Origin of the sequence: Nocardioides sp. LS1 (assembly GCF_003865225.1) — a bacterium.
GTDB lineage: Bacteria > Actinomycetota > Actinomycetes > Propionibacteriales > Nocardioidaceae > Nocardioides > Nocardioides ginsengisegetis.
This window is the reverse complement of sequence record NZ_BIFF01000002.1, coordinates 367,074-392,149: the sequence shown is the minus strand read 5'-3', so window position 1 is coordinate 392,149 and position 25,076 is coordinate 367,074. Positions and strand designations below refer to the sequence as shown.

29 protein-coding genes are annotated in these 25,076 nt (G+C 70.5%); 23 read left to right on the top strand and 6 right to left on the bottom strand.

The features are described 5' to 3' along the window. Nucleotides 1–4: 4 nt before the first annotated feature. The 3 genes from EJF31_RS06705 to EJF31_RS06695 are packed head-to-tail and all read left to right on the top strand — an operon-like array spanning nucleotide 5 to nucleotide 1,403. Nucleotides 5–559, top strand: coding sequence for a hemerythrin domain-containing protein (locus tag EJF31_RS06705; RefSeq protein WP_125036337.1), 555 nt, complete (start codon nucleotides 5–7; stop codon nucleotides 557–559). Nucleotides 560–600: 41 nt separating this feature from the next. Continuing rightward, nucleotides 601–966, top strand: coding sequence for an MmcQ/YjbR family DNA-binding protein (locus EJF31_RS06700; protein WP_125036336.1), 366 nt, complete (start codon nucleotides 601–603; stop codon nucleotides 964–966). Continuing rightward, the gene (locus EJF31_RS06695) at nucleotides 963–1,403 is read left to right on the top strand and encodes a VOC family protein (RefSeq protein WP_125036335.1); all 441 of its coding nucleotides are present in this window, start codon (nucleotides 963–965) and stop codon (nucleotides 1,401–1,403) included. Before EJF31_RS06700 ends, EJF31_RS06695 begins: the two co-directional genes overlap by 4 nt. Here the strand turns inward: EJF31_RS06695 and EJF31_RS06690 are convergent, their stop codons facing one another. After that, a complete protein-coding gene (locus EJF31_RS06690; protein WP_125036334.1) occupies nucleotides 1,404–1,937 on the bottom strand; it encodes a DUF1707 domain-containing protein in 534 nt (177 codons plus the stop codon). A 183-nt stretch (nucleotides 1,938–2,120) separates the two neighbouring features. Here EJF31_RS06690 and EJF31_RS06685 point away from each other — a divergent pair, with 183 nt between their 5' ends. The 15 genes from EJF31_RS06685 to EJF31_RS06615 are packed head-to-tail and all read left to right on the top strand — an operon-like array spanning nucleotide 2,121 to nucleotide 15,292. Then, nucleotides 2,121–2,894, top strand: coding sequence for an ABC transporter permease (locus EJF31_RS06685; protein ID WP_125036333.1), 774 nt, complete (start codon nucleotides 2,121–2,123; stop codon nucleotides 2,892–2,894). Next, nucleotides 2,894–3,733: an ABC transporter permease gene (locus EJF31_RS06680; RefSeq protein WP_125036332.1), complete on the top strand. Its 840-nt coding sequence runs from the start codon at nucleotides 2,894–2,896 to the stop codon at nucleotides 3,731–3,733. The genes EJF31_RS06685 and EJF31_RS06680 overlap by 1 nt, the downstream gene beginning before the upstream one ends. Nucleotides 3,734–3,740: 7 nt before the next feature. Then, nucleotides 3,741–4,907 (top strand): MCE family protein, encoded by a 1,167-nt coding sequence (locus EJF31_RS06675; protein WP_125036331.1) that lies wholly within the window; start codon nucleotides 3,741–3,743, stop codon nucleotides 4,905–4,907. After that, a complete protein-coding gene (locus EJF31_RS06670) occupies nucleotides 4,904–5,977 on the top strand; it encodes an MCE family protein (RefSeq protein ID WP_125036330.1) in 1,074 nt (357 codons plus the stop codon). The genes EJF31_RS06675 and EJF31_RS06670 overlap by 4 nt, the downstream gene beginning before the upstream one ends. After that, on the top strand, nucleotides 5,974–6,954 hold the full coding sequence (locus EJF31_RS06665; protein ID WP_125036329.1) for an MCE family protein: 981 nt from the start codon (nucleotides 5,974–5,976) through the stop codon (nucleotides 6,952–6,954). Before EJF31_RS06670 ends, EJF31_RS06665 begins: the two co-directional genes overlap by 4 nt. A 9-nt stretch (nucleotides 6,955–6,963) precedes the next feature. Next, on the top strand, nucleotides 6,964–8,154 hold the full coding sequence (locus EJF31_RS06660) for an MCE family protein (RefSeq protein ID WP_125036328.1): 1,191 nt from the start codon (nucleotides 6,964–6,966) through the stop codon (nucleotides 8,152–8,154). After that, on the top strand, nucleotides 8,151–9,458 hold the full coding sequence (locus tag EJF31_RS06655; protein WP_125036327.1) for an MCE family protein: 1,308 nt from the start codon (nucleotides 8,151–8,153) through the stop codon (nucleotides 9,456–9,458). The genes EJF31_RS06660 and EJF31_RS06655 overlap by 4 nt, the downstream gene beginning before the upstream one ends. Beyond that, nucleotides 9,455–10,723, top strand: a complete 1,269-nt coding sequence (locus EJF31_RS06650) for an MCE family protein (RefSeq protein ID WP_125036326.1) — start codon at nucleotides 9,455–9,457, stop codon at nucleotides 10,721–10,723. Before EJF31_RS06655 ends, EJF31_RS06650 begins: the two co-directional genes overlap by 4 nt. Next, complete coding sequence (locus EJF31_RS06645) at nucleotides 10,720–11,214, top strand: hypothetical protein (RefSeq protein WP_125036325.1); 495 nt, start codon at nucleotides 10,720–10,722, stop codon at nucleotides 11,212–11,214. Before EJF31_RS06650 ends, EJF31_RS06645 begins: the two co-directional genes overlap by 4 nt. 3 nt (nucleotides 11,215–11,217) lie before the next feature. Next, nucleotides 11,218–11,919, top strand: a complete 702-nt coding sequence (locus EJF31_RS21775; protein ID WP_185736162.1) for a hypothetical protein — start codon at nucleotides 11,218–11,220, stop codon at nucleotides 11,917–11,919. Nucleotides 11,920–11,976: 57 nt separating this feature from the next. After that, nucleotides 11,977–12,942: an NAD(P)/FAD-dependent oxidoreductase gene (locus EJF31_RS06635; protein WP_260430672.1), complete on the top strand. Its 966-nt coding sequence runs from the start codon at nucleotides 11,977–11,979 to the stop codon at nucleotides 12,940–12,942. A 1-nt stretch (nucleotide 12,943) separates the two neighbouring features. Continuing rightward, nucleotides 12,944–13,408 (top strand): pyridoxamine 5'-phosphate oxidase family protein, encoded by a 465-nt coding sequence (locus tag EJF31_RS06630; RefSeq protein WP_125036323.1) that lies wholly within the window; start codon nucleotides 12,944–12,946, stop codon nucleotides 13,406–13,408. 26 nt (nucleotides 13,409–13,434) lie between these two features. Next, nucleotides 13,435–13,626: a ferredoxin gene (locus EJF31_RS06625; RefSeq protein ID WP_125036322.1), complete on the top strand. Its 192-nt coding sequence runs from the start codon at nucleotides 13,435–13,437 to the stop codon at nucleotides 13,624–13,626. Continuing rightward, entirely contained in the window at nucleotides 13,626–14,525 is a 900-nt protein-coding gene (locus tag EJF31_RS06620) for a 3-oxoacyl-ACP reductase (RefSeq protein WP_125036321.1), read from the top strand. Before EJF31_RS06625 ends, EJF31_RS06620 begins: the two co-directional genes overlap by 1 nt. An 11-nt stretch (nucleotides 14,526–14,536) precedes the next feature. Then, the gene (locus EJF31_RS06615; RefSeq protein ID WP_125036320.1) at nucleotides 14,537–15,292 is read left to right on the top strand and encodes a glucose 1-dehydrogenase; all 756 of its coding nucleotides are present in this window, start codon (nucleotides 14,537–14,539) and stop codon (nucleotides 15,290–15,292) included. A gap of 12 nt (nucleotides 15,293–15,304) precedes the next feature. On the opposite strand, the gene EJF31_RS06610 is transcribed toward EJF31_RS06615, so the two are convergent. Then, entirely contained in the window at nucleotides 15,305–15,907 is a 603-nt protein-coding gene (locus EJF31_RS06610) for a TetR family transcriptional regulator (RefSeq protein ID WP_260430671.1), read from the bottom strand. 157 nt (nucleotides 15,908–16,064) lie between these two features. Here EJF31_RS06610 and EJF31_RS06605 point away from each other — a divergent pair, with 157 nt between their 5' ends. Genes EJF31_RS06605 through EJF31_RS06595 form a run of 3 tightly spaced genes read left to right on the top strand, consistent with a single transcriptional unit; the run spans nucleotide 16,065 to nucleotide 19,156 of the window. Further along, complete coding sequence (locus EJF31_RS06605) at nucleotides 16,065–17,327, top strand: glycosyltransferase family 4 protein (RefSeq protein ID WP_125036318.1); 1,263 nt, start codon at nucleotides 16,065–16,067, stop codon at nucleotides 17,325–17,327. Continuing rightward, a complete protein-coding gene (locus EJF31_RS06600; RefSeq protein WP_125036317.1) occupies nucleotides 17,314–18,030 on the top strand; it encodes a class I SAM-dependent methyltransferase in 717 nt (238 codons plus the stop codon). The genes EJF31_RS06605 and EJF31_RS06600 overlap by 14 nt, the downstream gene beginning before the upstream one ends. After that, nucleotides 18,023–19,156, top strand: a complete 1,134-nt coding sequence (locus EJF31_RS06595) for a prenyltransferase (RefSeq protein ID WP_125036316.1) — start codon at nucleotides 18,023–18,025, stop codon at nucleotides 19,154–19,156. The genes EJF31_RS06600 and EJF31_RS06595 overlap by 8 nt, the downstream gene beginning before the upstream one ends. On the opposite strand, the gene EJF31_RS06590 is transcribed toward EJF31_RS06595, so the two are convergent. Next, nucleotides 19,149–19,802 (bottom strand): class I SAM-dependent methyltransferase, encoded by a 654-nt coding sequence (locus EJF31_RS06590; RefSeq protein WP_125037660.1) that lies wholly within the window; start codon nucleotides 19,800–19,802, stop codon nucleotides 19,149–19,151. The two genes, EJF31_RS06595 and EJF31_RS06590, sit on opposite strands and share 8 nt — an antisense overlap. Before the next feature lie 62 nt (nucleotides 19,803–19,864). On the opposite strand from EJF31_RS06590, the gene EJF31_RS06585 reads away from it, so the two are divergent. Further along, a complete protein-coding gene (locus EJF31_RS06585) occupies nucleotides 19,865–21,955 on the top strand; it encodes an acyl-CoA dehydrogenase (protein ID WP_125036315.1) in 2,091 nt (696 codons plus the stop codon). A gap of 12 nt (nucleotides 21,956–21,967) precedes the next feature. On the opposite strand, the gene EJF31_RS06580 is transcribed toward EJF31_RS06585, so the two are convergent. Both EJF31_RS06580 and EJF31_RS06575 read right to left on the bottom strand, forming a co-directional pair. Then, nucleotides 21,968–22,186, bottom strand: coding sequence for a hypothetical protein (locus EJF31_RS06580; RefSeq protein WP_125036314.1), 219 nt, complete (start codon nucleotides 22,184–22,186; stop codon nucleotides 21,968–21,970). A gap of 25 nt (nucleotides 22,187–22,211) precedes the next feature. After that, entirely contained in the window at nucleotides 22,212–22,418 is a 207-nt protein-coding gene (locus EJF31_RS06575; RefSeq protein WP_125036313.1) for a hypothetical protein, read from the bottom strand. A 215-nt stretch (nucleotides 22,419–22,633) separates the two neighbouring features. Between EJF31_RS06575 and EJF31_RS06570 the strand changes: the two genes are divergently transcribed. Beyond that, the gene (locus EJF31_RS06570; protein WP_185736161.1) at nucleotides 22,634–23,794 is read left to right on the top strand and encodes a ScyD/ScyE family protein; all 1,161 of its coding nucleotides are present in this window, start codon (nucleotides 22,634–22,636) and stop codon (nucleotides 23,792–23,794) included. Between the two features lie 7 nt (nucleotides 23,795–23,801). Here EJF31_RS06570 and EJF31_RS06565 read toward each other — a convergent pair whose 3' ends face one another. Then, nucleotides 23,802–25,052, bottom strand: a complete 1,251-nt coding sequence (locus EJF31_RS06565) for an alpha/beta hydrolase (protein ID WP_125036311.1) — start codon at nucleotides 25,050–25,052, stop codon at nucleotides 23,802–23,804. Nucleotides 25,053–25,076 lie beyond the last annotated feature (24 nt).

Sequence of the window (25,076 nt, the reverse complement as noted above, 5' to 3'; positions counted from 1 at the left end):
TGCCATGACCACCATCGATCTCGGACACCCCGTCAGCGGCGACGTCGTCGAGCTGATCCTCGAGGACCACCGCCGCTTCGAGTCGCTGCTCAGGGAGCTGCGCGACAGCAGCGCCGACCGCGACGCCGCCCGTCAGGCCTTCGCCACGCTGCACGTCGCCCACGCGCTCGCGGAGGAGACCCAGGTCTACCCCCAGCTGCGCCGCAAGGACGCCGTCTCCGACCACGAGGCCGAGCATGGCGAGGAGGAGCACGCCGAGGGCCACGAGGCCCTGCTCGCGGTGCTCGAGCTCAAGGGCACCGACACCCAGGCCTTCGACGACGCCGTCGAGGAGCTCGCCAAGGTCGTCAACCACCACCTCACCGAGGAGGAGCTGACGATCCTCAACCCCGCCCGCGAGGAGGTCTCGGACAAGGTCCGCGCGGAGCTCGGCGAGGCCTTCGCCACCGAGCGCAACGCCCGGATCGCCGACAACTGCGGCACCCTCACCCACGTCCGCTCGATCGTCGCCGCCGCCCGCAAGGAGGGCCTGCTCGACGACGACGAGGACGCCGACTGATGGACGCCGACTGATGGACGCCGACTGATGGACGCCGACTGATGGACGCCGCCGAGATGCAGGCGTTCTGCCTTGCCAAGCCCGGCGCCTGGCCCGACAACCCGTGGGACCACGACCACCCGGTGATCAAGGTGGGCGAGGGGGCCGCGGGCAAGATCTTCGCCTTCCTCGGCGGTGACGGCGTCGGCATCAAGGGCGGCCCGAGCCGCGAGGCTGCCGACGAGTGGCTCGACCGCTACCCCGGTGCGGCCACGGTGATGGCCTACATCGGCCGCTCCGGCTGGAACAACCTGTCGTTCTCGGGGGAGATCCCCGACGACGAGCTGTGCGAGGCCGTCGACGAGTCCTACCGGCTCGTCGTCTCCAAGCTGCCCAGGAAGCACCGACCCGAAGGATGGGACGCATGAGCGCACGCGAGGTCCAGATCACCTTCGACGCCCACGACCCGGGCGCCCAGGCGGAGTTCTGGGCGGTCGCCCTGCACTACGTCCTCCAGCCGCCGCCCGACGGCTTCGACACGTGGGACGCCGCGCTCGACGCCTGGGGCGTGCCGCCCGAGGCACGCAACGACCGGTCCGCCATCGTCGACCCCGACGGCGCCCGGCCGCGCGTGTTCTTCCAGAAGGTGCCCGAGGGCAAGGTCGCCAAGAACAAGCTCCACCTCGACGTCCGGGCCGCGGCCGGGGTGCCACCCGAGGGCCGGATGGCCGCGCTCGAGGAGGCCTGCGGGCAGCTCCTGGCGCTCGGGGCGAGCCGGCTCCAGCGCTTCGAGCCCGGCGAGGAGCTCGGCAGCGGCTTCATCGTGATGCAGGACCCCGAGGGCAACGAGTTCTGCCTGGACTGATCAGTCCGACTCCGGGATGCCGGGCTCCTCGGGACCCTCGAGCTCGCGCAGGCGCTTCTTCTCCAGCTTGCGTTCGTGCCCGGCGATGATGTCCTGCCGCATCACGAGCGTGCGGACCAGGTTGATGCCGGTGCCGGCGATCACGAACCCGGGCCAGAAGAAGCCCATGGTGAGCACGAACCAGATCACCACGCAGATGATCGACGGCCCCAGGAACCCCATGAACGCCTCGCGGCGGTCGCTGCGGTACTTCTCGACCGCCTGGCCATGCACGTCGCCGCTGACGACCAGCGCCGGCACCGATCCGGTCGGCGCGACCAGGTCGGCCACGATCGGCGGCAGCTCGCCCAGGGTCCGCGCGGCGGACGTCTGGCCCGACCGCTGGTCGAACTCCTCGCGGTCGAGCCGCCCGTCGGCGTACGCCTCGCCGAGCAGCTGGTGGATCAGGTCGCGGTCGCGGTCGGCGGCCCGGAGGCCGGCGTTCGCGGGGGAGCGGGGGTCGCGGGCAAACGAGGCCCACAGGTCGTCGCTCATCGGTCTCGCCTCAGCACGCCCCGATCCTAGATGTGACGCGCGTCGCAGCCCGTGTGCGACGCGTTACCCCGCACGGCGTTGTTCGTTGACCAGTCGCTGGAACGTGCTGGGGGCCCGTTGTGGGAAATGAGAACGCGTTCTAGTCTGTCACGGCGTCCGATCGATCCACAGGGGAGGTGACCGATGGCGTTCTCCGCTGTGTCCGTCATCCGGGGCCCCGGCGAGATCGCGGCGATGGTCGTCGAGGTCACCAAGCGGATCTTCACCACCCCCTTCCAGTTCCGCGAGTTCATCGAGCAGGCGTGGTTCATCACCAGCGTCACGCTGATGCCCACGATCCTGGTCTCGATCCCGTTCGGCGCCGTCATCTCCCTCCAGGTCGGCAACCTCACCGGCCAGCTCGGCGCGCAGTCCTTCGCGGGCGCGACCGCCGTCCTCGCCGTCGTCCGCGAGGCGGCACCGATCGCGGCGGCCCTCCTCATCGCGGGAGCTGCGGGCTCCGCGATCTGCTCCGACATGGGGGCGCGCAAGATCCGCGAGGAGATCGACGCGATGGAGGTGCTGGGCATCGACCCGCTGGCCCGCCTGGTCGCGCCGCGCGTCGTGGCCACGATGTTCGTCGCGCTGATGATCAACGGGCTCGTGATCGGCGCCGGCATCGGTGGCGGCTACTTCTTCACCGTGATCGTGCAGGGCGGCTCCGCGGGGGCGTTCCTCTCCAGCTTCACTGCGCTCGCCAGCCTGCCCGACCTCTACATCTCCATGGTCAAGGCGGTCGTCTTCGGCTGGCTGGCCGCGATCGTCGGCGCCTACAAGGGCCTCAACGCCGGCGGTGGCCCCAGCGGCGTCGGCAAGGCGGTCAACGAGTCCGTGATCATCGCGTTCATGCTGCTGTTCTTCCTCAACGCGGTGATCACGGCGATCTACTTCCAGGTCGTTCCACCCCCGGGGCTGTGATGGCGAGCATCTCGGCGATCGGCAGCTCGATCATCCAGGGACGTCGCGCCTCCCTGGAGCAGTACGGCGACCAGCTGATGTTCTACGTCAAGGCGCTGGCGTGGACCCCGCGGGCGATCAAGCGCTACCCGCGCGAGATCGTCAACACCCTGGCCGAGGTCACCTTCGGTGCGGGCGGCCTGAGCCTGATCGCCGGCACCGTCGGCGTCATCGCGTTCCTCGCGTTCTTCGCCGGCACCGAGGTCGGCATCCAGGGCTACGCCTCGCTCAGCCAGATCGGCGTCGCGAAGTTCTCGGCGTTCATCTCCGCCTACTTCAACACCCGCGAGGTCGCCCCGCTCGTCTCCTCGATCGCCCTGGCCGCGACTGTCGGCTGCGGCTACACCGCCCGCCTCGGCGCGATGCGGATCTCGGAGGAGATCGACGCGCTCGAGGTGATGGCGATCCCGTCGCTGCCGTTCCTGGTGACCACGCGGATGATCGCGGCGTTCATCGCGGTGATCCCGCTGTACATCGTGGCGCTCTGCGCGTCCTATCTCTCGCCGCGGCTGATCACCACCCTCGTCTACGGGCAGTCGCCGGGCACCTACGACCACTACTTCATCCAGTTCCTGCCGCCCATCGACATGCTCTGGTCCTTCGGCAAGCTGCTGTTCCTGGCGACCGCGATCATCCTGATCCACTGCTACTACGGCTACACCGCGTCCGGCGGACCGGCGGGCGTGGGCATGGCCGTGGGGCGGGCCATCCGGACCAGCATCGTCACCGTGGTGGTCGCCGACTTCTTCCTGAGCTTCGCGATCTGGGGCTCGACGACGACCGTCCGGATCACGGGGTAGCCGCCGGATGCTCGTCAACATCACCCACGACACCCCGGCCGAGCACCGACGGCTGCTCGTCAGCGGCGTCGTCTTCCTGACCGTCATCGCGCTGCTCATCGGGCTGGCGATCGCGGTCTACCAGAAGACGTTCCAGACGGTGACGATGGTGACGATCCAGGCCGACCGCGCCGGCCTGCAGCTCGCGAAGTTCGGCGACGTCCGCCTGCACGGGGTGCTGGTCGGCCAGGTCCGCGACATCTCCGACGACGGCAAGCAGGCGGTCATCAAGGTCGCGCTGCAGCCCGACGCCGCTCGCGAGATCCCCGAGAACGTCGACGTGCAGATCCTGCCGACCACGCTGTTCGGCCAGAAGTACATCTCCTTCAAGGACCCCGCCCACCCGGCGTCGGCCTCGCTCTCCGACGGCGACGTCATCCCGGCCGACCGGGTCGAGACCAACGTCGAGCTGAGCCGGATCCTGGCCAACCTCTTCCCCCTGCTGCGCTCGGTGCGGCCCGCCGACCTGAACGCCACGCTGAACGCCCTCGCCACCGCGCTCGGCGGCCGGGGCAAGCAGATCGGCGAGACGATGGACGAGCTCGACAGCTACCTCGGGGTCATCGACGACCACCTGCCCACGCTGCGGGAGGACCTCAGGCTGCTGGCCCAGGTCGCCGACACCTACGACATCGCCGCGCCCGACCTGCTCGGCGTGCTGCGGAACGTGACGGTGACGAGCAAGACGGTGATCGAGCGCAAGGACGACCTCAAGGCGTTCTTCGGCGACCTCACCGGGGTCTCGGACACCGCGACCGGGATCCTGCAGGACAACGGCGCCGACATCGTCCGCGTCGGCCAGGTCACCCAGCCGATCACGGGCCTGCTCGCGACGTACAGCCCGGAGTACCCCTGCCTGATGGCCGGCCTCGACCGCTACGAGCCGCTGCTCGCCAAGGTCTTCCAGGGCAACATGATCCGGCAGAACTTCGTCTTCAACACCCCGCAGTACCGCGAGTACGACGCCCGCGACCGTCCGGTCTACGGCGAGGTCGGCCACGGGCCGTGGTGCCTGGGCCTGCCCGACCCCGCCATCCCGATCGGCTTCCAGCCGCTCGACGACGGGACGGACCAGGACAACCACCCGCCCACGAGCACGGTCCCCGGCAGCGGGATGGTCGGGGGGACGCGATGAGCCGCAACTCGACCACGATCTCGGCCGGGATCAAGCTCGGGATCTTCACGCTCAGCTCGATCCTGGTGACCGGGCTGCTCGCCGCGATCATGGGCAACATCGGCTTCGGGGCCGGCAAGAACTACCAGGCGGTCTTCTCCAACGCCTCGATGCTCGAGAAGGGCGACGACGTCCGGATCGCCGGCGTCAGCGTCGGCGAGGTCAAGAAGGTCGAGCACTACGACCGGACCGAGGCGCTGGTGACGTTCCGGGTGAAGGCCGACGTGCCCCTGACGACCGCCTCGCGCGCGGAGATCCGCTTCCTCAACCTGGTCGGCGACCGCTACCTCGCCCTCGAGGAGGGCTCGGACGCACACGCCGAGCCGCTCGCAGCCGACGCGACGATCCCGATCCGCAACACCAGCCCGGCGCTGGACCTGACCGTGCTGTTCAACGGCTTCCAGCCGCTCTTCCAGGCGCTGAACCCCAAGCAGGTCAACGACCTCAGCATGAACCTCGTCCAGGTGCTGCAGGGCGAGGGCGGCACGGTCGCCGGGCTGCTGCAGAAGACGGCGTCCCTGACCAACACGCTCGCCGACCGCGACAAGCTGATCGGGGAGGTCGTCACCAACCTCGGCCAGACCCTCACCACGGTCGACCAGCACCACCAGCAGCTGACCGAGCTCGTCGTCCAGCTCAAGCGCTGGATGGCCGACCTCGCCCGCGACCGCAACACCATCGGGTCGTCCCTGCAGAACATCTCGGACCTGACGGCCGTGGTCGCCGACCTGGTGAGCAGCAGCCGCCCGCTGGTGAAGTCCGACGTGGTCCAGCTGCGCCAGCTGGCCGCCACGCTGAACAAGCCGGTCAACCGCAAGGTGGTCGTGGAGATGCTCGACCGGCTGCCCGAGTCGATGACCGACCAGACCCGGACCGGCACCTACGGCAGTTGGTACAACTACTACCTCTGCGGCTTCAAGGGCTACATCAAGCTGCCCGTCATCAGCGACGTGCCGGGCCTGAAGGACCTGCAGAAGGAGCTCAACCACATCTCCTTCAACAGCTCCGCCGCGAGGTGTCAGACGCCATGAGGCGCTACACCGAGGCCCAGATCCTCCGCCTGGGCGCGATCACGCTGGTGGTGATGCTGCTGATCATGACGGCGGCCTTCAACCTCTCGAAGTTCCCCGGCTTCGGCGGAGACCTCTACCGGGCCGAGTTCGCCGACGCGAGCGGCCTGCACAAGGGCAACATGGTCCAGGTCGGCGGCATCCGGGCCGGCCGGGTCAAGGACATCAGCCTCGAGGACAGCCACACGGTCGTGGTGACCTTCGAGGTCGACCACGGCGTGGAGTTCGGCACCGACAGCCGGGCCTCGATCGAGGTCCTCAACCTGCTCGGCGAGAAGTACCTCGACCTCGTCCCCGCCGGGCCAGGTCAACTCTCCACCGACGACCCGATCCCGGTCGACCGGACCCAGTCGGCCTACGACATCGTCGGCGTCTTCGGGGACCTCACCACGACCACCGAGCGGATCGACACCGGCCAGCTCAAGCAGGCGCTCAACACGATCTCGACGACGCTCGACCAGGCCGGACCGCAGATCCACGACAGCTTCGTCGGCATCGCCCGGCTCTCGCAGACCGTCGCGTCGCGGGACGAGCAGATCCAGAAGCTGCTGGCCAGCTCCAAGAACGTCAGCAAGGTGCTGGCCGACCGGAGCCGCGACATCGTCGACCTGATGAAGAACAGCGACCTGGTCTTCCAGGAGGTGCAGCGCCGCAAGGCCGCGATCCACCAGCTCCTGGTCAACGCCCGGCTCCTCGCCGACCAGCTGCGCGGCGTCGCCCGGGACAACCAGGGTGAGATCGGGCCGGCCCTCCAGCAGGTCGACGACCTCCTCGACCTGCTCAACAGCAAGGAGAAGGAGCTGAAGGCGACGCTCGCGGCGGTCGGCCCCTACGCCTCCATCCTCGGCAACATCATCGGCACCGGCCCGTGGTTCGACGCCTACGTCGTCAACCTCGCCGCCATCCCGACCGGCGAGTTCGTCCCGGAGCAGGAGTAGGTGGCCGCCATGAAGGGTCGGAACGCACGCGTCCTCGTCGCGGCGGTCGTCGTCGCGCTGGTCGCCGCGAGCCTGCTTCTCCTGCGCGGCGGCGACGAGACCAAGACCGTCACCGCGCACTTCCCGCGCGCGGTGTCGATCTACGAGGGCTCCGACGTGCGGATCCTCGGCGTCAACGTCGGCCGGGTCACGGCGGTGATCCCCGAGGGCAACTCGGTCCGTGTCGAGATGCAGTACGACGCGTCGTACAAGCTGCCGGCCGACGCCAAGGCCGTGATCGTCACGCCCACCCTGGTCGCCGACCGCTTCGTGCAGCTGACGCCGGCCTGGTCCGACGGCGACCGGCTGATGGCCGACGGCGCCGACATCGCCCTGCCGGACACCGGGGTCCCGGTCGAGCTCGACCGGATCTACGCCAGCCTCCGCGACCTGTCCGAGGCGCTCGGCCCCAACGGCGTCAACAAGGACGGCACCCTCAACCACGTGCTCGAGGCCGGCGCGAAGAACCTCGCCGGCCAGGGGAGTCTCGGCAACAAGATGCTGCGCAACCTCGCGGCGGCCGCGACCACCTTCGGGCAGGGGAGCGGCGACCTGTTCGCCACCGTCACCCAGCTCGCGAAGTTCTCCCAGGTGCTCGGCAACAACGACCGGCTCGTGCGCGCGTTCATCCGCGACCTCGCCGGCGTCTCCGGGTCGCTGGTCACCGAGCGGGTCCAGCTCCAGCGGGCGCTGTCCTCGGTCGCCACCGCCGTCGGGACCGTCAAGGGCTTCGTCCACGACAACCGCAAGGCGCTCGTGACCGACCTGGAGAAGCTCACCCGCGTCATGCAGACGATCAACTCCGAGAAGGGCAGCATCGACGACGCCCTCCAGGTCGCCCCGCTCGCGCTGGGCAACCTCGCGGTCGCCTTCAACAACTCCAGCGGCTCGATCGGGTCCCGGATCGGCGTCAACGGCACGTTCGGCGACCTCGACGGCTTCCTCTGCTCGATCGTCATGCAGTCCGGCATGCCCAAGGCGAGCAAGGACCTCGCGTGCCGGATCTTCAAGCAGATCGAGCCCGCCGAGGACCAGACGAGCAAGAGCCAGACCTCCGGGCCCTCGGTCCCGTCCACCACGCAGCGCGACCAGGCCGCCGCCCAGCAGTACGTCGCCGGCAGCGGCTCGTCGCTCAGCACCCTGATCGGGGGTGGCCGGTGAAGCGCCTCGCCCTCGTCTCGTTCGGTCTCGTCCTGCTCGTCTCCGGCTGCAAGTTCGACGGCGCCTACGACCTGCCGCTGCCCGGCGGCCCGGTCGACGCCGACCACGCCTACGAGGTGACCGCGGACTTCGCCGACATCCTCAACATCGTCCCGAAGTCGCCGGTGATGGTCGACGACGTGACCGTCGGCGAGGTGACCGACGTCCAGCGCGTGGGCTGGCACGCCGAGATCACCATGCTGGTGCGCGACGACATCGTGCTGCCCGACAACGCGATCGCCGACATCCGCCAGGTCAGCCTCCTCGGCGAGAAGTACGTCGCCCTCCTGCCGCCCACCGGCGAGCAGCCGCACGGACGGCTCTCGGACGGCGACAACATCCCGCTGTCCGCCACCGGCCGCAACCCGGAGGTCGAGGAGGTGCTCGGCGCACTGTCGTTCCTGCTGAGCGGCGGCGGCGTCGGCCAGCTCGGCACCATCACCCAGGAGCTCAACAACGTGATGGACGGTCGCACCGACCGGCTGCGCCACCTGCTCGGGTCGCTCAAGGACGTGGTCGGCACCCTCGACGACCAGAAGGCCGACATCATCGACGCGCTCGAGTCGATGAACAACCTGACCGCCACGCTCAACCGCGAGAAGGACACGATCGGCGACGCCCTCGACGTGGTCGGCCCCGCGGTGAAGGTGCTCGACGACCAGCACGCCCAGCTGATCGCGATGCTCAAGTCGCTCGACCGCCTCGGTGCCGTCGGCACCCGCGTCATCGGCGCCAGCAAGGCCGACCTCATCCAGACGCTGGCCGACCTCAAGCCCGTGCTGACCAAGCTCAACGAGGCCGGCGACCACCTGGCGCCCGGCCTCAACATGGCCATCAGCTTCCCCTTCCCCAAGGAGGCGTCCGAGGTCGTCAAGGGCGACTACGCCAACGCCTTCATCCGGGCCCAGATCAACCTCGGGACGTTCGTGCCCAACGGGGGCGGCGGCCCGCTGCCGCCGATCGACGTGCCCGACCCGGGGCAGGTGCTCAACCAGGTGCAGAAGTGCCTGGCCAGCGGCGACATCACCAGCAAGGCCTGCCTGAAGGTCCTCGACGACGCCAACGCGCTCAAGAAGCTCAAGAAGGCGTGCCAGAAGGACGAGAACAAGGACAACGCTGTCTGCCAGGTCGTCAACGCCGGTGACCTGCCCGACCTCCCCGGACTCCCGACGCTGCCCGGCCTCGACGGCTTCACCGCCTCCCTCGCCAGCGGCGCCGACCAGCCCGACGAGTCCGGCAGCGCGCTCTACGGGGGTGCGGCATGACCCGCGGCGTGCGGATCCGGATCGCGGCGTTCCTCGTGCTCAGCGCGGTCGGCATCGTCTACGTGACCGCGTCCTACCTCGGCTTCGTCGACAAGGTGCTCGGTCGCGGCCTGAGCGTGCACGCGACGCTGCCGACCTCCGGCGGCCTGTTCGAGGGCAGCGAGGTGACCTACCGCGGCGTCAAGATCGGCAAGATCAGCGCGATGCACACGACGCGCGACGGCGTACGCCTCGACCTCGCGCTCCAGGACGGCACCCGGCTGCCGCTCGACTCGCCGATGTACGTCCACAACCTCTCCGCGGTCGGCGAGCAGTACCTCGACTTCGAGCCGCCGGACGACCAGGGCCCGTACGCCGGCAACGGCGACACCCTGGCCGGCAGCCAGGACTCGCTGCCGGTCGACGAGGCCGACCTGCTGGTCGAGCTCGACCAGTTCGTCGGGTCGGTCGACAAGAAGAACCTCCAGGTGACCGTCAAGGAGCTCGGGGACATGTTCCGCGACACCGGCGGCCCGCTCCAGAAGCTCATCGACAACGGCGGGAAGTTCGTCGACGAGGCCGCCGCCCACGAGGACGAGACGATCTCGCTGCTCGACCACGGCCTGACCGTGCTGCGCACCCAGCGCGACGAGGGCGAGAACATCAAGGCCTTCTCCCGTGACCTGCGGCTGATCACCGACTCGCTGCGGCGCAGCGACGGCGACCTGCGCACCGTCCTGCAGGGCACGCCCGGCACGGCCCGCGAGCTCGACGCGCTCCTCAAGGACCTCGGGCCGACGCTGCCGGTGCTGCTGGGCAACGCGGTCAGCATCAACACCGTCGTCGTCTCGCACCTCGCCGGCATCGAGCAGCTGCTGGTGACCTTCCCGCGCACCATCTCCAGCGGCTTCACCGGCACCCCGCCCGACGGCTACGGCCGGGTCAACCTGCAGTTCTCCAACAAGGTCCAGCCCTGCACCGACGGCTACAAGCCCAAGTCGCAGTGGCGGCGCGGGGACCAGCTCAGCGACTCACCGATCTACCCGGCCCAGTGCAACAGCCCGGCGCCGTACAACATGCGCGGCGGGAAGTACGCCCCCGGCGGCCCGAACAACAGCTCCGTCGGGCGCGCCTACCGGGCTTCCTACGACCCCAGCACCGGCATCGTCTACGGTGCGGTGGACAAGGACGGCAGGCCCGTCCGGTTCCGTGATCAGGGGAACCTGTCCGTCCTGGGAGGGGATTCGTGGAAGTGGCTGCTCGTCGGCCCCGTGGTCAGTCCGTGAGGCTGAACCTCGGGCTCTACGCCCTCGCGCTGGTGCTCGCGTGCGCCGCCGTCGTCGGCGGCGTGCTGGTCTACCGGACCCACGACACCTCGGTGACCGACAGCGCCGAGCAGGAGCGGTACGCCGCGGTGATGGCCGCCGCGCGCGCGGAGGCGGAGGCGTTCATCAACATCCGCTACGACGACGCGCAGGCGAGCATCGACAAGGTCGCCGCCGGAGCCACCGGGTCGTTCCGCAAGCAGTACGCCACCTCGACCAAGGGCGTCATCCAGGTGCTCCAGCAGAACAAGTCGGTCATGGACGGCTCGGTCCTGTGGGCCGGCGTCGTCGCCGTCGACCAGGACAGCGCGACGGTGATCGCGGCGACCTCGGGCACCGTCGCCAACGTGCAGACCGGCAACAAGCCGGTCGCCCGCAACTTCCGGCTCAAGCTCGACCTGGTCCTCCAGGACGGCAAGTGGCTGACCTCCAACCTCGAGTTCGTGGGCTGAGCCATGACGTCCACCAACGACCCCCGCAAGCGTCCCGTCGTCGGGTCCCGCAACCCCACCGCCCGGCCGCGCAAGGTGGCCTCCGGGGTGCCCGTGCCGCCCGACGCGCGCGTTCCCGCGCCGGCGCCGGCGCCGACCCCGACCCCGACCCCGGCGCCGACCGCGGCTCCCGCTCCGCCGTCGACGACGCCCGGCCTCCTCGGCGGCTTCCGCACCACCGTGGCGCTGGTCGTGGCGATCGTGCTGCTGGCCGCCGTGGTGCTGGGGGAGTCGTGGTACCTCTGGGGCCGCAGCGAGCCCACCGTCTCGGCGGCGCACCCGGTCATCACCGGCGAGATCGCCTACCGGGCTGCCGTCGAGGCCGCGTCGCAGGACGCCGAGGACATCCTGTCCACGTCGTACAAGAACTACGACGAGCAGGTCGCGCAGGCCACCAGCGAGATGACCGACGGGTTCGCGAAGGAGTACACGCAGACCGTCGGGCAGATCAAGGGCGACTTCGTGGCGGCCAAGACCGAGCTGCAGGTCAAGGTCGTGGCCGCGGGCGTGGTCCGGGCGTCCTCCGAGCAGGTGCAGGCGCTGCTCTTCCTCAACCAGTACGTCACCAAGCCGGGCACCAAGACGGCGTTCACCCCCTACCGCGCGCTGGTGACCGTGGTGCACACCGAGCACGGCTGGCTCGTGGACAACATCGAGACGCAGTAGAAAACTAGAACACGTTCCACTATGGTGGAGGCGTGTTCATGGGGAAGGATCGCCAGCGTGCCTGACACCGACCTCCTGATCATCGGCGCCGGCCCCACGGGGCTCTTCGCCGCCTACTACGCCGGCTTCCGCGGGTTCCGCGTCGCGGTCGTCGACTCACTGCCCGAGCTGGGCGGCCAGATCACCGCGATGTACCCCGAGAAGCAGATCCTCGACGTCGCGGGCTTCCCGACCGTCAAGGGCCGCGACCTCGTCGAGGGGCTCGTGAGCCAGGCGGCGACGGCCTCGCCGGAGTACTTCCTCGACCGGACCGCCACCACGCTCACCCACCACGGCGACACCGTGGTCGTGGGCCTGGACGACGGCACCGAGATCACCGCCAAGGCCGTGCTGATCACCGCCGGCATCGGCAAGTTCAGCCCCCGGCCGTTGCCCGCGGGCGACGGCTGGCTGGGGCGCGGCATGGAGTTCTTCGTGCCCAGCTTCGCGCCGTACGCCGGCAAGGACGTCGTGATCGTCGGCGGCGGCGACTCCGCGTTCGACTGGGCGCTGCACCTCGAGCCGGTCGCGAAGTCGGTGACGCTGGTGCACCGCCGCGACGCGTTCCGGGCGCACCAGCGCACGGTCGACCAGGTGACGAGCTCGTCGGTGCAGATCGTGACGAAGGCCGAGGTCACCGCGCTGCGCGGCAACGGTGTCCTGGAGTCGGTGGACATCACCGTCGGCGACGAGACCACGACGTACCCCGCCCAGGCCGTGGTGGCCGCGCTCGGCTTCATCGCCGACCTCGGACCGCTCCAGCAGTGGGGGATCGAGGTCGAGAAGCGGCACGTCGTCGTCGGGCCGTCGATGCGGACCAGCCTGGAGCGGGTCTTCGCGGCGGGCGACATCACGGAGTACCCCGGCAAGGTGCGGCTCATCGCCGTCGGCTTCGGGGAGGCCGCCACCGCCGTCAACAACGCGGCCGTCGCCATCGACCCCAGCGCCCACGTCTTCCCGGGCCACTCCAGCGAAGGGACCTGACATGTCGGGACGCGACGGCGTGCGGATGGACGACCAGGAGGTCGCCGACCTGCTCCAGGACAACCTCAAGGTGCAGGTGGCCAGCATCGGCCGGGACGGTGCGCCGCACCTCTCGACGCTGTTCTACGTCGTTCGCGACGGCTGCATCGCGTTCTGGACCTACGCCGCCAGCCAGAAGATCCGCAACCTCGAGCGCGACCCCCGCGTCAGCGCCCTGGTCGAGGACGGCACCGACTACTTCGAGCTCCGCGGGGTCTCGATCACCGGCAAGGCCGAGATCCTGCGCGACCACGACTCGATCTTCGAGATCGGCTCCGCCGTCGCGGTCCGCATGGTCGGCGCGACGACCCTCGACGACCTCGGCGAGCTGGGCCGGTCCATGGTCGAGAAGCAGGCCACCAAGCGCGTCGCGGTGGTGATCCGTCCGGACCACGTGGCGACGTGGGACCACCGCAAGATGGCGTGAGAGATCCCCGGAGAGAAGGAGCACCCATGAAGATCAAGGTCGACTTCGACCTCTGCGAGTCCAACGGCCTCTGCGAGGGGCTGGCGCCGGAGGTCTTCGAGCTCGACGACGACGACTTCCTCCAGCTCAAGACGGAGGAGACGACCGACGCGAACGTCGAGGCCGTTCGTCGCGCCGTCGCCGCGTGCCCGCGGGCCGCGATCTCGCTGGAGGACTGATGGCCGACCTGCTCTCCCTGGACGGCAAGGTGGCCGTCGTGACCGGTGCCGGCGCCGGGCTCGGCCGGGCCGAGGCGCTCGCGCTGGCCGACGCCGGTGCGCGCGTCGTGCTGGGTGACCTGCCCGGCGCCGCCGACGAGGCCGCCGAGGAGATCCGCTCCCGCGGCGGCTCGGCCACCGTCGTCACCGGGGACGTGGGGGAGCGGGCCACGGCGGACGCGCTCGTCGCGACCGCGCTCGACCTCGGCGGGCTCGACGTCGTCGTCAACAACGCGGGCATCACCCGCGACAAGATGCTCTTCAACATGACCGACGAGGAGTGGGACCTCGTCATCCGGGTCCACCTGCGCGGCCACTTCCTGCTGTCCCGCAACGCCGCCGCCCACTGGCGTGCGCGGTTCAAGGAGACCGGGGAGCCCGTTTACGGCCGCGTGGTCAACACCGCGTCGGAGGCGTTCCTGAGCGGTCCGCCCGGCCAGGCCAACTACGCCGCGGCCAAGGCCGGCATCGCGGCGCTGACGGTCTCGACCGCCCGGGCCGTCGGGTCCGCCGGCGTACGCGCCAACGCGATCTGCCCCCGCGCCCGCACCGCGATGACCGCGCAGGTCTTCGGCGAGGACGAGTCCGGCCTCGACGTCGACCCCTACTCGCCCGACCACGTGGCGCCGCTCGTCGCCTACCTCGCCTCGCCCGCCGCCGACCACATCACCGGCCAGGTCTTCGTGGTCTACGGCGGGATGGTCGCGGTCGTCGCCGCCCCCGTCGTGGAGCAGCGCTTCGACAAGCCCGGCTCGACGTGGAGCCTGGCCGACCTCGACAAGCAGCTCGGCGGCTGGTTCGAGGGGCGCGACCCCTCCCGCGGCTTCGCGGCCGACTCGATCATGCAGCTCACCATCTGAAGGGGAACCCCATGGGTCGTCTGGACAACAAGATCGCCATCGTCACCGGCGGTTCGCAGGGGCAGGGCGCGGAGATCTGCCGCGTCTTCGTGGCCGAGGGCGCGAAGGTCGCCATCGCGGACATCGCCAAGGAGGCCGGCCAGGCGCTCGCCGACGAGCTCGGTGACGCGGCCTTCTTCGCCGACCACGACGTGAGCGACGAGTCGTCGTGGATCGCGCTCGTGGGACAGGTCGAGGAGAAGTTCGGCCCGGTCAACGTGCTGGTCAACAACGCCGGCATCCTGCGCTTCGGCGAGATCGAGCGGATGGAGGTCGAGGAGTTCGAGCTCGTCTTCCGGGTCAACCAGCTCGGCTGCTTCCTCGGGATGAAGTCGGTGGCCCGCACGATGCGCAAGAACGGCGGCGGCTCGATCATCAACGCCTCCTCGATCGAGGGACTCGGCGGCATGGCCGCGTGCGCGGCGTACTCCGCGACGAAGTTCGCGATCCGCGGCATGACCAAGGTGGCCGCGATGGAGCTCGGCCCCAAGGGCATCCGGGTCAACTCCGTGCACCCCGGCATGATCGACACCCCCATGACGCGGGTGCACGGCGGCGACGCCGCGATGGAGTACGGCGCCTCGAAGATCCCGCTCCGCCGCGTCGGCCTCCCCGTCGACATCGCGCCGCTCTACGTCTACCTCGCCAGCGACGAGAGCACCTACGTCAACGGCGCCGAGATCGCGATCGACGGTGGGGTGACCGCGACGCACGCGTTCGGGGGCTGAGCGCGGCAGCGCTCAGTCGCGGAGGAGGAGGCGGACGGCCACCTCCATGTGCTGGGCGGTCTCGGCGGCGGAGGTGCGGCCGGTGACCCACCCGACGAGGGCGGAGAGCCAGACATCGCCGATGACGCGGGCGATCGCGATGTCGTCGTCGGTGACCTCGGTGCGGTCGGGGTCCATGGCCCGCGTCAGCATCGAGGTGAGCAGCATGCCGACGGTGTGGATCTCGGCCTGGACCGAGGCGTCGGCGAACATGAACGCCCGGGTCAGGGCCTCGGTGAGGTGCTGGTCACCCTGCAGGCCGCGGGTGGTCTTGCGCATGACGAAGATGACCCGCTCGGCGGCGGTGTCGCCGGGGATCGTCTTGTCCTTGAAGGAGGCGTCGGCGCGCTCGAACTCGCGGCCGAGCGCGGAGACGAGCAGGTGGATCTTGGAGGGGAAGTAGCGGTAGAGCGTGCCGAGCGCGACGTCGGCCTGCTCGGCCACGGCCCGCATCTGGACGGCGTCGAAGCCGCCCTGGGAGGCCAGGCTGATGGTCGCGTCCAGGATGCGCTTGCGGCGGTCGCGCTGGGCGGCGGACCCGAGGTCCTCGGCCGTCAGCGAGTTGGCGGTGCTCACGTTGTCTCCCTGTGTCCCCATGTGGTGGGTGATCCCCATGCCTCCGGGCGGATGTCTGCCCGTTGACCAAGAGAACTAGGCTAGCAAGCGGTGGGCCATAATAGGAACACGTTTCACTTCGTCCGACCCGGGCGTGTCCACAGAAAGGTCGAGACGATTGCGTATCGCTCTCCTGTCCTACCGGAGCAAGCCGCACTGCGGCGGACAGGGCATCTACGTCCGTCACCTCAGCCGTGAGCTGGTCAACCTCGGGCACACCGTCGAGGTCTTCTCCGGACAGCCCTACCCCGAGCTCGACCCGGGCGTGACGCTCACCAAGGTGCCCAGCCTCGACCTCTACCGCGAGCCCGACCCCTTCCGGGTCCCGAAGCTGCGCGAGTTCCGCGACCTCGTGGACGTGGAGGAGTTCCTCACCATGTGCACGGCCGGCTTCCCCGAGCCCAAGACGTTCAGCACCCGCGTCGCACGGCTGCTCAAGGACCGGATCGACGACTTCGACATCGTCCACGACAACCAGGTCCTCGGCTACGGCATGCTCGACATCGAGAAGATGGGGCTGCCGCTCATCACGACGCTGCACCACCCGATCACCTTCGACCGCCGGATCGACCTCCAGGCGGCGCCGTGGCGCAAGAAGCTGTCCGTACGCCGCTGGTACGGCTTCCTGCGCATGCAGGGCAAGGTCGCCCGCAGGGCCCGCAAGATCATGACGCCGTCGGAGGCCTCCAAGCGCGACATCGCGAAGGACTTCGGCGTCGACCCCGCCCGGATGCAGGTGATCCTGCTCGGCGTCGACGACGGGTTCGTCCCCCCGACCGTGCCACGCGTGCCGGGCCGGATCCTCGCGATGGCCAGTGCCGACGCCCCGATGAAGGGCATCGCCACGCTGCTGGAGGCCTTCGCCAAGCTCCGCACCGAGCGCGACATCGAGCTGCTGCTCGTCACCAAGCCGACCCCCGGCGGCCGCACCGAGAAGCTCATCGACAAGCTCTCGATCGCCGACTCGGTCCGCTTCGTGCACGGCATCAGCGACGCCGACCTCGTCGACCTGATGGGCTCGGCCGAGGTGGCCTGCGTGCCGTCGCTCTACGAGGGCTTCTCGCTCCCGACCGCCGAGCTGATGGCCTGCGAGACCCCGCTGGTCGTCTCGCGCGCCGGCGCGATCCCCGAGGTCGTCGGCCCCGACGGCGAGTGCGCCGACCTGGTCACACCGGGCGACGTGTTCGAGCTCGAGGCCGCCATCGCCGCCCTGCTCGACGACCCCGAGCGCCGGGCCGCCATGGGCGCGGCCGGCCGCCGCCGGGTGCAGGAGATGTTCAGCTGGCGCGCCGTCGCCGCCACCGTCGCGGCGGCGTACGACGAGGTGATCGCCGACTACAACGCCGAATCCAACGAGGAGAAGACCCGTGCTGACCGTTGACTTCGACCGCCTGGGGCTGCGCCCGGGCGACCGTGTCCTCGACATGGGCTGTGGCGCCGGGCGCCACGCGTTCGAGATGTACCGCCGCGGCGGTGACGTGATCGCGTTCGACCAGGACGCCGACGAGCTGTCCGGCGTGCGCGACCTCTTCGTCGCGATGAAGGAGGCCGGCGAGGTGCCCGAGGGTGCCGAGGCCGACGTCAAGGAGGGTGACGCCCTCGCGCTTCCCTTCGCCGACGAGGAGTTCGACCGGATCGTCGCTGCCGAGGTGCTCGAGCACATCCCCGCCGACATCCAGGCGATCGAGGAGCTCGTCCGGGTGCTGCGCCCGGGCGGCACGATCGCGGTGTCGGTGCCGCGGTGGTTCCCCGAGATCATCAACTGGAAGCTCTCCGACGACTACCACAACACCCCCGGCGGCCACATCCGGATCTACTCCGACAAGGAGCTGATCGGCAAGCTGGCCAACGCCGGGCTGGAGTTCGAGGGCAAGTCCTACGCCCACGGCCTGCACTCGCCCTACTGGTGGATCAAGTGCGCGGTCGGCGTGAAGAACGACGACCACCCGCTCGCCAAGGCGTACCACAAGCTCCTGGTGTGGGAGATCATGAAGCAGCCGAAGGCGCTCCAGGTCGCCGGCAAGGTGCTGGACCCGGTGATCGGCAAGAGCATGGTCCTCTACTTCAAGAAGCCCGATGCCTGAGGTCCCCTGGGTCGACGGCATCCTCAGCGCCGAGCAGGTCGCGGAGACCGCCGCGTCGATCGCGGCCATGCAGGAGCCGTCCGGCGCCGTCCCGTGGACCGTCGGTGAGCACACCGACATCTGGAACCACGTCGAGGCCGCCATGGCGATGCTCGTCGGCGGCCAGGTCGAGGCCGCCGAGCGCGCCTACGCGTGGGTCCCGACGCTCCAGCGGGCCGACGGCTCGTGGCCGATGAAGATCGTGGCCGGCGAGGTCGAGGACGAGCGCGGCGAGGTCAACATGTCGTCGTACTTCGCGGTCGGCCTGTGGCACCACTGGCTCGTACGCCGTGACATCGCCTTCCTGCAGCGCTACTGGCCCTCGGTGCGCGCCGGCCTCGACTGGGTCGTGTCGCTGCAGCTGCCGTTCGGCGGCATCGCCTGGTCCCAGCAGTGGGTCGACGGGCGACCGGGCCCGGCCGAGGAGGGTGCCCTGCTGGCCGGCTCCTCGAGCATCTACCAGTCGCTGCGTGCGGGCGTGGCGCTCGCCGACCTGCTCGACGACCCGCAGCCCGAGTGGGAGCTGGCCGGCGGCCGGCTCGGCCACGCGATCCGCGAGCACCGCGACCTGTTCATGGACAAGTCCACGTTCTCGATGGACTGGTACTACCCCGTCCTCGGCGGCGCCGTCCGCGGCCCCGACGGCCTGGACGGCCTCGAGCTGCTCGCCCCGCGGTGGGACGACTTCGTGGTGCCCGGCCTCGGCATCCGCTGCGTCGACACCAACCCGTGGGTGACCGGCGCCGAGACCTGCGAGCTCGTGATGGCGCTCGACGCGCTGGGTGACCAGCGCCGTGCGCTCACGCTGCTGGCGGAGATGCAGCACCTCCGCTCCGAGGGCGGCAAGTACTGGACCGGCTGGGTCTACCGCGACGCCACCAACGTCGGCGAGCAGGCCGACGTCAACTGGCCGCCGGAGTGGACGACCTACACCGCGGCCGCGGTGATCCTCGCTGTCGACGCGCTGGGGGAGACCCACGGCCACGCGACCGAGGGGTCCGGGATCATGCGCGGCACCTCGCTCGCGCCGCACTTCACCGAGCTCGCGCTCGAGTGCGGCTGCGAGTCGGCCGGCCTGCTCAGCTGACCGGGTTGCCGGCATCGCCTCCGGTCCGGCGCAGCACCCGGAGCGAGCCGACGACGTCGACCTCCTCGAAGTCACCGCTGGCCAGCGCGCGCAGGTAGACGTCGTACGGCGGCCGCCCGCCGTCCGCCGGGTCCGGGAACACGTCGTGGATGACGAGCAGCCCGCTGGACATCAGCCACGGCGCCCAGCCGGTGTAGTCGTTCTGGGCGTGCACCTCGGCATGCCCGCCGTCGATGAAGAGCATCGACAGGGGAGTGCGCCAGTGGGCACTGACGGTCGTGCTCCTCCCGACCACCGCGACGACCTGGTCCTCGAGCCCGGCGAGGGCGATCGTGCGGCGGAAGACCGGCATCGTGTCCATGACGCCGAGCTCGTCGTCGACGAGGGTCGCGTCGTGGTGCTCCCACCCGGCCTGGTTCTCCTCCGACCCGCGGTGGTGGTCGACGGTGAAGACGACCGCGTCGGGCCCGCCGGCCTCGCGCGCGGCCGCGCCGAGGTAGATCGCGGACTTGCCGCAGTAGGTGCCGACCTCGAGCACCGGACCCAGCCCGACGCTCGCCGACGCATGCCGGAACAGGGCGAGCCCCTCGTCGTCCGGCATGAAGCCCTTGGCGGCGCGGGCGTGCTCGAGCAGGTCGGCGGGCATGTTGGTCACGCCCCGAGCCTAGTAGTATTGGAACACGTTCTAGTTCTCACGTGAGGGGTCGCATGTCGATCGGTATCTCCGACGAGCACGTCGAGCTGGCCGCGAGCCTGCGCCGGTGGGCGGCCGGCATGCGCGGCGTCGACGCCGTGCGCGCCGTCGAGGACGACGCGGCCGCGACCTTCGACGAGGTCTGGAAGGGCGCCGTGGCCATGGGCGTCCCCGCCATCGGGTTGCCCGACTGGGTCGGCGGCGGTGGCGGCACGATGCTCGACGTCGCCGTGGCGCTCGAGGCCTGCGCGCACGAGATGCTCCCCGGCCCCCTCCTCGGTACGTCGATCGCCGCGGCGGTGCTCGGCAACGACTTCGGACTGAGTGAGGCGGTCGCCGAGGGCGCCGTCGTGGCGATCGGCCTGTCGGGCCCGGACGGCCCCGTGTGGGACGCGCCCGGTGCGACCCACGTGCTGATCGAGGGCCCGGACGGCTGGGTGGTCGTGCCGGGCACGTCCGTGACCGTGGAGCCGACCCGCGGCCCGGACCTGTCGCGCCGGTTCGGCACCGTGGCCGTCGATCTCACCCAGGGCGTCGCGCTGCCCGGGGTGAGCACCGATCTGGTCCGTCGGGTCGCCGTGACCCTGGCCGCGGCCGAGGCGTCCGGGATCGCCCGGTGGTGCCTGGCGACCGCGGTCGAGCACGCGAAGACGCGCGAGCAGTTCGGTCGCCGGATCGGGTCCTTCCAGGCCGTCAAGCACCTGTGCGCCGAGATGCTGGAGACCGTGGAAGCGGTGACCGCGGCCGCTTGGGACGCGGCGTCCGCGGGCCAGCAGGCGATGGCAGGTGCCGAGGACGAGCAGTGGGCCTTTGCGGTCGACGTCGCGGCCGTGGTCGCGCTGGAGGGCGCCGTCGAGGTGGCCAAGACCTGCATCCAGGTCCTGGGCGGCACCGGCTTCACCTTCGAGCACGACGCCCACCTCTACCTGCGCCGGGCGCTCTCGCTGCGCGGCCTGGTCGGGGGCGCCGACGAGGCGGCGGCACGGCTGGCCGGCCGGGCCGTCGCGGGGGTGCGGCGCTCCGTCGCGGTCGACCTCGACGGGCGCGACACCGCCATCCGCGGCCGGGTGCGCGAGTCCGTGGCCACGGTGGCCGCGGCGGCCCCGGAGGACCAGCGCGACGCCCTGGTCGCCACCAGGCTGCTCATGCCGCACTGGCCCGAGCCGTGGGGCCTCGGCGCGGACGCGGTCACCCAGATCGTCATCGAGGAGGAGCTCGCGGCCGCCGGGGTCACGCGCCCCGACCTCGTCATCGCCGGCTGGGCCGTGCCGACGATTCTCGAGCACGGCACCGAGACGCAGCGGCGGAAGTTCGTCACGGCCTCCCTGCGTGGCGAGGTGGTGTGGTGCCAGCTGTTCTCGGAGCCGGAGGCCGGGTCCGACCTCGCCTCGTTGCGCACGCGCGCGGTCAAGGTCGACGGCGGCTGGAAGCTGAGCGGGCAGAAGGTGTGGACGTCGCTGGCCCACCGGGCCGACTGGGCCATCTGCCTGGCCAGGACCAACCCGGACGCCCCGGCCCACCGGGGGATCAGCTACTTCCTCGTCGACATGCGCAGCGAGGGGATCGACGTACGCCCCCTGCGTGAGATCACCGGCGACTCGCTGTTCAACGAGGTCTTCCTCGACGACGTGTTCGTGCCGGAGGACTGCCTGGTCGGGAAGGTCGACGACGGCTGGCGGCTGGCCCGCACCACGCTGGCCAACGAGCGCGTCGCGATGGCGACGAGCCGGCTCGGCACCAGCATCGAGCGGGCCGTCGAGCTGGTCTCCGACGACGCGACCGCCTCGCAGCTGGTCGCCGTCGGCCGCTGCGTCGCGCTCGCCACGGTCTGCTCGCTGCTCGGCGTGCGGTCCACGCTGCGGTCGCTGGCCGGTCAGTCGCCCGGCCCCGAGTCGTCGGTCGCCAAGCTGCTCGGGGTCCGCAACCGCCAGGACGCCGCCGAGCTCGTCGTCGAGCTGCACGGCGACCGGGTCGCGCTCGGCGATCGCGACGTCCAGGCCGACGTGTGGGAGCTGCTCAACACCCGCTGCCTCTCGATCGCGGGCGGCACCACGCAGATCCTGCGCAACGTCGCGGGCGAGCGGATCCTCGGGCTGCCGCGGTAGGTGTCGAGTGGTCTAGAGCCTCGACATCTTGCGGTAGGGGCTCGTGACCCGGACGGACTGCCGGCCGAAGTCGACGGTGACGGCGCCGGGCTCGACTCCGACCACCTTGCCCATCCCGTAGGAGTCGTGGGAGACGAGGTCGTCGACCGCAAAGAGCTCGATCGGGGCCTCGACGTCAGGCTTGAAGGGACTGCTGGCGAGATGTCGGGGTTTCGCGCGTGAGGATGTCATCACCTCGAGTATGCCCCTCCTTGGCTCATCGCCCTGCCTGCGGGGACCTCGCGGCGGCAAACCTGTCCACGACGGGGTACGTCGTCACCTGGACCGGTCGTCCGGAGAAGTCGCCCGCGTAGTAGCCGTTGTGCCGGTGTGCGGACCGCGTGAACGTGCCTGACTCCTGCTCAACGGGGATGTAGGCGGCCATGACGAGCTCCTGGGTGTGGTGGGTGGCTGGTTCCTCCACGGTGCTCGTTCGACGGGTTCGTCGGACCGGCACAATGGCCGGGTTTCGGCCGGTGCCCTTGCTCGACGCCGGCCCACCCGTACCCCAACGTTGGGGATGACCGGCAGGGGTGCCGCGACAAGAGTGATGGGTTGTCGTCCTTGGAATGGGTTGTCGTCCTTGGAGAGGAACAGGTCATGACCCTTCGTCGTCTGGGCAGTCGTGCAGTGACATCGATGGTGGCTGTCGCCACGCTCGCAGCGAGCGGGCTGATGCATGCCGGGGCCGCGCAGGCCGATCCGTCGGTGTCGATCACCCCGGTGCTCACGGGGCTGGGTGCGCCTCGCGGGATCACGTTCGACGGCAGGGGCGCCATGTACGTCTCGGAGTCCGGCGTCGCCGGCGCCGGCCCCTTCGGCATGACCACGACCGGCAAGGTGAGCAAGTACAAGCGGGGTTCGTCCACGCCGGCGTGGACGACCGGCTTCAACTCCCTGTACGCGTCGGAGGATCCGTCCGCGCCCCCCGACGTGCTCGGACCCGAGGGGCTCAGCTCGCTAGGCGGCGGCTGCATGACGAACGGCCACGGCAAGCGCCACGGGTGCCAGCTGCTGATGATCGCGAGCGAGTCGACCCCGGGCATCCTCGCGGTGAGCGGGGGGAGCGTGAACGACCCGCAGGCCGGGCACCTCTACCGCCTCAACGGGGCCACCGGCGCCGCGACGTCCACGTCGGACGTCGGCTCGCAGATGTACCAGTGGACCGGCGACCACGCGAGCGTGTTCCCGGACGACTTCCCCGACTCCAACCCCTTCGGCGTGCTCGTCACCCGAGGCGCGGGCCACGGCACCCGCACCTTCGTCGCCGACGCCGGCGCCAACACGATCAGCGAGATCATGCGGGACGGCACGGCGCGCGTGGTGGCCTACACCCCGAACGAGGACTTCGGCGCGTTCCGCGACTCCACGCCCACCTGCATCGCGCAGGGCCCGGACGGCTTCCTGTACGTCGGCACGCTCGACTTCGTCTCGAACCTGTTCGTGCCTCCCGGCACCGGTGGCCTCTCCAGCGTGTGGCGGGTGGACCCGAACGCCAACTACCCCACGGTGCCCACGGTCTGGGCGACCGGGCTGACGACCATCACCGGGTGCACCTTCGACCGGCAGGGCAACTTCTGGGCCGCCGAGATGTTCGCCGGAGGGGTCGACGCGACCCCGCCCGGGGACGTCGTCCGGATTCCGTTCGCGCACCCCACGACCCAGACGCACTTCGGGGCCGGCCGGCTGCTGCTGCCCGGCGGCATCGCCCAGGGACCCGATGGCGCGATGTACGTGACCGTCGGCTCGTCCGCCCCCGGGCTCAGCGGCGGGGTGATGCGGGTGGCCGTCGACCACTGAGGGGGCATCAGTCGGGAGCGGGGGAGCCCGCCTGCTCGCGGCGGTAGATGTTCCAGTGCCAGTGCAGGTAGCGGTCGATCGCGCGGACCATGTGGGCGCTGCGGATCGAGGGGAAGATGTCGAAGGCGTGCTGGGCGCCCGGCAGCTCGGCGTAGACGACCGTCCGCTTGGAGACCTGACGCAGCCGCTCGACGAACAGCCGCGCCTGGCCGACGTCGACGAGCGAGTCGACGGTGCCGTGGATGACGAAGAAGTCGGGGGCGTCGCGGGTGACCCGCAGGATCGGGGAGGCCGCCTCGAACGCCTCCGGGTCGTCGCTCCAGCGCCTCTGCAGGATCCGCGGCGCGAGGAACCGGTCGCGCATCTGCTCGGCGTTGCGCAGCCCGGTCGAGCCGGCGAAGTCGTAGACGCCGTAGTGCGGCACCGCGCACTGCACGCTGGTGTCGGCGTCCTCGAAGCCCGGCTGCCACTCCGGGTCGTTGGCGGTCACGGCGGCGAGCGCCGAGAGGTGCCCGCCGGCGGAGCCGCCGGTGATGGCGACGTACGACGGGTCGCCGCCGTAGGACGCGATGTTGTCCTTGACCCAGGCGATCGCGCGCTTGACGTCGACGATGTGCGCCGGGAACGCGTCGCGGGGGGAGAGGCGGTAGTTGATCGCCACGACCACCCAGCCCTTGGCCGCGAGGTGCTTCATGAGCGGGATCGCCTGCTCGTCCTTCTTGCCGATCGTCCAGCCGCCGCCGTGCACCTGCAGGAGCACGGGTGCGTCGGTCAGGTCGCCCTCGGCCGGGCGGTAGATGTCGAGCAGCCCGCGCCGGCCGTGGTCGGGGGCGTAGGCGATGTCCTTGTCGACGCGGACCGCGAGGTCCTTGAAGCGGAACGGGTTGACCAGCTTGCGCCACGGGGTCGCGAGCTCGGCCGGCGTGGGCTTCGCGTCGAGCTGCTCGACGTAGTCGAGGCCCAGGCCCTCGACCAGCGCGTCCTCGGCGGTGGTGCGCACCCGGCGGCTCTGGTCGATCAGGAAGCCCAGACCGGCGGCGGTGGCGCCGGCCAGGACCAGGCCGGTGCGGCTCCGCTGCTTGCCGCGCGCGAGGTGGACGGCGGTGTCGGCCGCGGTGACCGCGAGCAGGTGCGGGGCCAGCTCGCCGGTCATCCAGCCGGCGAAGAAGGACGGGATGCCGGCCCGGTAGCCCGGCACCGGGCGGATCGCGTTGGCAGTCAGGGCAGCCGCCACGAGGCGTCGGCGCAGGAAGGACATGTCCGAATTCTAGAACACGTTCCA